The organism is Polyangium sp. 15x6 (assembly GCF_029960785.1).
Lineage (GTDB): Bacteria > Myxococcota_A > Polyangia > Polyangiales > Polyangiaceae > Polyangium.
In genome coordinates, this window is record NZ_JASBQE010000014.1 from 75,794 (window position 1) to 82,794 (window position 7,001).

The window sequence follows — 7,001 nt, forward strand, 5'->3', positions numbered from 1 at the left end:
TCCGTGAACAGAGGGCCTGGCCTGTGGAAGGAGATAGGCGGCCTCGCGCTCGCGGTATGGATTCTCGGCAGCATCGCGTATGGGTTCATACGGGACCAACGTCGAATGGTCCACGCCGAGACGGCGCTCATCGTCGACGTCAAGACCACCACGAGCACGCAAACCGATGTCTGCGGCCCACCCACGAAGGACGGGCGCCCGGTGGTCATCAGCATGCTCTACGGCGACGACAAGCGGGCGTGGGTGGAGCAGGCCGCCAATCGCTTCGCGAGGCTCTGCCCGACCATCCAGGTGAAGCTGTCGGCCATGGGCGATATCGAGTCGGCCGACGCGATCCTCGACGGAAAAGCAAGGCCGACGTTGTGGGCGCCCGCCGATGATCTCGTCTTGCGGTACCTCGATCACCGCTGGAAGACGGCACATCGGCAGCGCAAACCGCTCTTCGAGATCGAGAAGCAGATCTCGCTGGTCCAGTCGCCTCTGGTCTTGCTCGTCTGGGATGATCGTCGCCAGGTCGTGGAGGCCGCCATGGCGAATCGGTCGCGCGAGCGCGGGCAATGGGCCGAGCTCATGTGCGCTGCCGTCCCGACGCAGCCGGACCTGTCGGGGATGCCCATCGAGGACATGGTGCCAGGTTCGTGGATCGATTGGTACGGACCGCCTCTCCCGCCGAAGAAACAGCCCCCGCCCGCGCCAAGGGCCGAAACGACCCCGGACATAACGAAACCCCCGTCTGCTTCGCCCTTCCCCACCGTGGACGAGATCAAGTCCTGGGGGCGCGTCAAATTCGGTCACACGTCACCGACCCGAGCAGCGTCCGGATTCGAGACACTTTACCTGATGGCCTACGATTACGTGTTGCCCCCGAAAGTTCGGTCGAGCGACACGAACATCCCCAACAGCACACGCTCGAAGCTCACGAGAACCATTCGTTCCATATCGAACGAGGTGACCCCCGATGACTTCCTGCGCGCCTTGCGCGAGCAACGGTCGGCGTTCCGCGGTTGGCTCAGGAGGTGCGAAGGCGGACTCGACGCGCCGCCGGACTCCACGGAGCTTCTCACCAATTCGTTCTTCAACGTGGGTTCGTCGCGCTACGACGCCGTCGCGACGTACGAGCACCTCGCGTTCGACACCCTCGCTCGGATCGACGAGTTTGCCAGCGTCCTCTCGGACGCCCGGATCCTCTATCCACAGCCGACGATCATGAACCAGCATCCAGTCGTATTCCTCGACTTCGGCGACGAGATCACCGACGCGCGGAGGCTCATCGCGGGCAAGTGGATCGCCTTCCTGCGCAGCGACGAGATGCAGAAAAAGGCCATCGAACACGGCTTCCGCCCGGCGGACGCCGCGCTCTCCATCCGCGGCTACGATAGCGTGCAGAACCCTTTCCTGCGCTTCCGACGATACGGCGTGACGTTCGAGGACCCGATCATCGAACCGCCGCGCCTCGACGGCGAGGTCGTGCACGAGCTCATCCGGACCTGGGAAGACGCAACCGGTCGAAATTGATGAATGTTCGAGCCTGACCGCCGTGCGTCAGGGCTTTGGCGGCGCAGCGGTTCCCGGAGGCGCGGGAGCAGCGGGCGCGGCCGGGGCTGCGCCCATCGATGGCTCGACGTTCATGAGCAACTGCGCGCCCTGTCCTCCGCCGAGGACGACGACCTTCGAGCTCGGCGCCTTCGCCAGCTCGAGCGTCGCCTCGATGCTCCGCCAACGCAGCACGTCCGGATTCAGCTTGCTCGCAATGATGTTGTAATCCCGGATTCCGGCCGCCTCCGTACGTTTTCGCTCGGCCTCTTTCTCCTCGCGCTCGAGCTTGTAGCGGTACTCGAGCATGAGCTGCTCCTGCTTGTACTTGTCCGCGATTGCGCTCTCGACGATGGCCGGCAGCTCGATATCGACGAGCTTGAGCTCCTGAATGATGACGTACGGACGCGAGGAAAGGTCGTCGTCGCTCTCCTCGAGCCTGCCGAGGACGGGTATCTGGCCGAGCTCCTGGAGGACGTCTCTCGAGCTCGCGTAAATCTCGTACGCCGGCCTGTTACCGAATGTACGTCGTACATGGGCCTCGACCTCGGGCTTGATGAGGCGCTTGAAATAATCCGTGCCAATGTCCTGGTGCAGGAACCCGAGCATTTCCTTGTTCGGTCGATACCGTATCGAGACCTCGACCCCCAGGTCGAGCCCCTCCTCGCTGAGGACGTCGAACTTCAGCGTTTCCTGCTGCAGGCGCGTCTCGTAAATGGTCAGGGAGTCCCATGGGGGAATGACGTTCACACCTTCGCCCCAGACGCGGTTCGTCACCGTCCCGCCCGCGAAAAACCGGTACATGACCGCATGGCTCCCGGACGGAACGACGATGAAGATGCGTGGCCACAAAAAGCCGAGCGCCAGAAGCACGAAGACCAGCGTTGCGTATGCGGAGAACTGGACGTTGCGGAGCCAGACGCGGAATCGATGCCGCGCGATGGCCGTTGCCCGCTCGAGGACCTGGGGCCCCTCTGAAGTGGAATCCGCGAGTTCGAGGGGCTCTTGCGTCTGCGGCTCTTGGTCGGACATGGTCGTTTCTGGTACTGCCTACGAGGTCATCGCCAGAAGCGGAACGATCGCCTCTTCTTCGCCGCGCCTGGCGCATTCGGCATGGCCCGTGGCCCAAGATCGAGAGGAATGGGCCTGGGCCCTGAAGCCAGAGCTACGATGAAACCGCCGATCGGCGTCAAGAGCACCGAAAGAACGACTGCCCAGCGAAAGCCTATGCGGCGCGTTCCTCCGACGAGGCCCACCGCGAGCACGGTCAGCGCTGGCAGCAAGAAGCGGAAGATGGGGGTGAGATCCATGAAAGAACCGGTCGATCAGGCACGCTCGTCAGACTTCGCCTCCTCGCGCACCTCCGCCACCGTCTCCTTCGCCCTCTCGAACTCTCGCTTGAAGTACGCGCGCATCGCGACTGGATCGAAATTGAGCAGGGTGCCGCCCGACTCGAAGTGCATCATGAACACCTTGCCCGTCGCGAGCGTGAAAGCACCTGCAAAGATGGGGATGGTGACGATGCCGAGCGCCGTGCCCACGCCCGGAATGAGCTTGGCCACGCTCGAACCGATCGATGCGCCGAGGGTCAGCCCTCCCAGGCTCGAGAGCAACGACGTCACGAGCTTCTGCGCGATATCCTTGGTGAACTCGACCCCGTAGAGCTCGGAGAGCTCGGAGAGCATCTTCATCTGAACGCCCGTCACGGCGATCGCGTCGACGAGCGGAATGGGCACCGCTCCGGCGCCGAGCGACCACAGGACGTTGCGCCGGATGATCGCCTCCGCGCGCCCCACGCGCGACGGCGCCGCCGAGGGCTCCGGACGGGAGGGTGGCTCGGGCTTGGCTCCCGCTTTCGGTTCAGGCTCCACCTCGATCGTGGGCTCGTCCCTGCCCTGCTTTGCTGGCTGCCTCGGCTGCGTATTCTCAGTCGTCATGAGGTCCTGCCCAGTCTCGCATATTTATTGACGACCCGGTAGAGAAAAGCTGTGTCAGGATGGGAGTGACTGCTCCGTACTCTCGGTCCTGGGGCGAGCCGCAGCGCGGTGGCCGGGCTCGATGGATAGCAGCTTCCCGTACTCCATCGTGAAGACGCGGTCCGCACAATGGAAGTATCGGTCGTCGTGGCTGACGGCGATGACCGTCTTGCCCCGCGCCTTGAGAGCAGGAAGCAGTTCCTCGTAGAAGTACTTGCGGAACTCGGGATCCTGATCTGCGGCCCACTCGTCGAAGACGTGGATGGGTCGATCCTCGAGCAAGGAGACGACCATCGCGAGGCGTTTCCGCTGGCCCGTGGAGAGATCGCGTCGCGTGAATCGATCGACCTTGAATTCGGTCTTCCCCTCGAGCTGCATCTGGGCGAGCAGGCGGGAGACGGCTTGGCCGTCGACGTCGAGCAGGCCGTAGGCCTTCGAGAAGAGGTGAAAATCGGAGAAAATCGCAGAGATCATCTCCCGATACGCTGGCGCGTTTTGCGGTCGCACGGCCTCGCCTCCCGAAAAGAGCGTCCCCGCGGTGGCGCCGTAAAGCCCGGTCAGGACTTTGAGGAGCGTCGATTTCCCGCTGCCGTTGCCGCCGACGATGAAGATGATCTCCCCCGGGTCGATGGTGAAATTGGCAGGTCCAATGCGGAATGCCTCATCGCCATTCTTCCGCGCATATTCGTATTCGACCCCCTGCGCGACTATCACGCCGGGCTTGCCCTTCCAGGGATCGGAGAGCGCGCCTTCCGACGCCTTCGCCGCGGCGGCTGCGTCGAGCTTCCGTTCGAGCGTCTCGATCTCCCTGAGCGCCTGGTTCGAGCGGACGTATGCGGGATACCCGCTCACAGCGCCCTGCAAGGGGCCCCACAGGAACATGACACCCGAGACGAGCTTCGTCAGCGTGGCCGGTTCCATGTGCACGTGCCGCGGCAACACGAACACGAGAGCACCGAGGAGCACGAAGAGGTTGCAGCTCGCGAGGATGAAATTGTCGTCGAAGAGGTGATTGGCTTTTCGCGTGGTGTCGCGAAGGTCCGCCGAGGTCCTCATGACGTCGTCGCGGATCTGCTGGCCGCGGGTTCGGCTGAACCTGACTTCCTTGAAGCCCCGCAGGAGATCCGTGAGCACATCGAAGAACGCAACCCGGGTCTTCGCGAGGTGTTGAAGAAACCCGACCATCACCTCGCTCCGCGTCCAATATAGCGCGAGCCCGGCGGCGGTGAGGATGCCGAGCAGAACGAACGCCGAGAGCGACATCCACGCGATGTAGCCGATCGCAAACAAGAAGATGAGCAGTTGCTGCAGAACATTGGTCACGAGCCCGGCAGCTCCCGAGATCACCGTCGCATTCTCGGTGATGCGGTCATAGATCTCGGAGGTCCCGAGCCGCTCGAGTGCCGCAAAATCGGCGCGCAGGATCTTCTCCACGATCCTGCCTTTGATGCGGTGCAGGATCTCCTCGACGATATCAATCGTCCGGTGGAACAGGTACCTCGCGCCCAGGATGTACGCCAGCATCAGCACGGCGAAGAGGAAAAACGTCCGCCCATCCACGGCGTCCGGCGCCTGCGCGGCCGCGTTGATGAAGACGAGCACGAGCGTGTTGCCGACGCCCGCCGCCGTCGATGCGAGCAAGAGCCGCCATCGGTCTGGGCCGGCTTCCTTGTAGATGAGCTCTACGATGTTCATCGGCGTCTTGGTCACCTTATCAGACCCGCGGAGCAGATGCTCGGAAAGAGAGGCTCAGGGCGCTCGGAGCCGGCGTATGACCTCCGACCTCGCTCCTCGACTGCCGTGCGGCCTCGACAAGGCAATCTCCAATGGCGAGCACGTCGATGCCGGCGCTCATGAACGTCTCGATCGCGTGCTCCGGCGTGCAGACGATGGGCTCGCTGTCGTTGAACGACGTGTTGAGGACCATGGGTACACCTGTCCGAGCATGGAATGCCACGATGAGCTTATGGTACCTCGGGTTCGTCTCGGTGCGGACGGTCTGGACGCGGCTCGTCCCGTCGACATGAACGACGGCGGGAATTTGGGCCATCCGCTCAGGCCTGACGGGATATGCGAGGAGCATGAAGTCCGATGTCGTCGTGCTCTTTTCGATGACGAACCAGCGCTCCGCCTCCTCCGCGAGGACGCTCGGCGCAAAGGGGCGGAAGCTCGCGCGGTGCTTGATGCGGTCGTTCAGGAGACGCTTCATCTCCGGGGCGCGTGGATCCGCGAGCAGGCTGCGATTGCCGAGCGCGCGGGGACCGAACTCCATGGCCCCCTGGAACCAACCGACGATCTTGCCCGCAGCGAGGAGCTCGGCAACCTTCTCCTCGATGTTCGACTCGTGCTGGTATACGAGGCCAGCCTTCGAGAGAGCGTGCTCGATTGCCGAATCGTCGAAGCACGGACCCGTGTACGGATGGAGCATGGTCGAGCGCTCAGAATGGCCGACCATCTCGTGCCAGACGTGCAATGCGGCCCCGAGCGCCGTGCCCGCGTCGTGCGCAGCCGGCTGCACGAAGAGCCCCTCGAACGGGCTCGCCTCGAACACGATTCGATTGGAGACGCAATTGAGCGCGACGCCTCCTGCCATGCAAAGGTTCTTCGAGCCGGTCCGCGCAGCGAGGTGCCGAACCATGTGCAGGAGCGTGTGGTTGGTGACGTCCTGAAGCGCAGCGGCAATGTCCTTGTGCGCTGCGAGGATCGGCTCGCTTCCCTTGCGCAGGGGGACGTCGAACAGGGCCTCGAGGGGCGCGTAGTCCTCGACACGAAATCGTAAGGTATCGCCATCGAGTGCGAAGTGCCCTTCGGGCTCGAGCGAAACGAGACGCTCGAATGTCGCGCGGAATCGACGTGGATCCCCATAGGAGGCGAGCCCCATGACCTGGCACGCGTCGTACTCGGAGAAACCGAGGTACTTGGACAGTTTTTCCCACAGGAACCCAATGGACGAGGGATATCTGATTTCGTCGAAAGGCTCGACCCTCGACCCGCGTCCGGATGCAAAGAGCGTCGAGCCGACCTCGCCGATGCCGTCGACGCAGAGAATGGCCGCTTCGCCAAACGGCGAGGGGTGGAACGCCGAAGCAGCGTGCGCGAGATGGTGGGCAACCCACTTGAACTCGCCGGTCATGCCCAAGCGCCTGAGCTCCGCAGGCACGCGCAGGGCGAGGTCGAAGAAGAGCATCTCCCCCGCCGGGCTCCCCCAACCGCCGGGGACGACCCGCTCGACGATCTCCTGGTTCCGAAGCCGCTGGTGGGGTTCGAGCGAATACCCCACCCACTCCACGTCCCCGAGCGTGATGCCAGCGACGTCCAGGCAATACTGGATCGCGAGCCGCGGCAGCTCGTGGCCACGGTCGAGGTCCGCCACCTTGCCGTGTTTCCTGCGCGAGAGACGCTCCTCCTCGATGGCGGCCACAATCGTGCCATCTTTCAGCAAGCAGGCTGCCGACTCATGATATGCGGCGTTGATGCCCAACACGTACATCG

The 7,001-nt window shown here is 63.6% G+C and carries 5 protein-coding genes; 1 reads left to right on the forward strand and 4 read right to left on the reverse strand.

Annotation, left to right across the window (positions count from 1 at the left end; all coding sequences use genetic code 11):
* The first annotated feature begins 3 nt into the window (after nt 1-3).
* On the forward strand, nt 4-1,515 hold the full coding sequence (locus tag QHF83_RS13060; RefSeq protein WP_282418132.1) for a substrate-binding domain-containing protein: 1,512 nt from the start codon (nt 4-6) through the stop codon (nt 1,513-1,515).
* Between the two features lie 27 nt (nt 1,516-1,542).
* On the opposite strand, the gene QHF83_RS13065 is transcribed toward QHF83_RS13060, so the two are convergent.
* The 4 genes from QHF83_RS13065 to QHF83_RS13080 form a co-directional block, all read right to left on the reverse strand.
* On the reverse strand, nt 1,543-2,565 hold the full coding sequence (locus tag QHF83_RS13065; RefSeq protein ID WP_282418133.1) for a prohibitin family protein: 1,023 nt from the start codon (nt 2,563-2,565) through the stop codon (nt 1,543-1,545).
* Nucleotides 2,566-2,858: 293 nt separating this feature from the next.
* Complete coding sequence (locus QHF83_RS13070; protein ID WP_282418134.1) at nt 2,859-3,470, reverse strand: DUF697 domain-containing protein; 612 nt, start codon at nt 3,468-3,470, stop codon at nt 2,859-2,861.
* A 54-nt stretch (nt 3,471-3,524) separates the two neighbouring features.
* Nucleotides 3,525-5,219, reverse strand: a complete 1,695-nt coding sequence (locus QHF83_RS13075; RefSeq protein ID WP_282418135.1) for a cyclic peptide export ABC transporter — start codon at nt 5,217-5,219, stop codon at nt 3,525-3,527.
* A gap of 4 nt (nt 5,220-5,223) precedes the next feature.
* Nucleotides 5,224-6,999 carry a carbamoyltransferase C-terminal domain-containing protein gene (locus tag QHF83_RS13080; protein ID WP_282418136.1) on the reverse strand — a complete coding sequence of 592 codons (1,776 nt, stop codon included), beginning with the start codon at nt 6,997-6,999 and terminating at the stop codon, nt 5,224-5,226.
* Between the last annotated feature and the right edge of the window lie 2 nt (nt 7,000-7,001).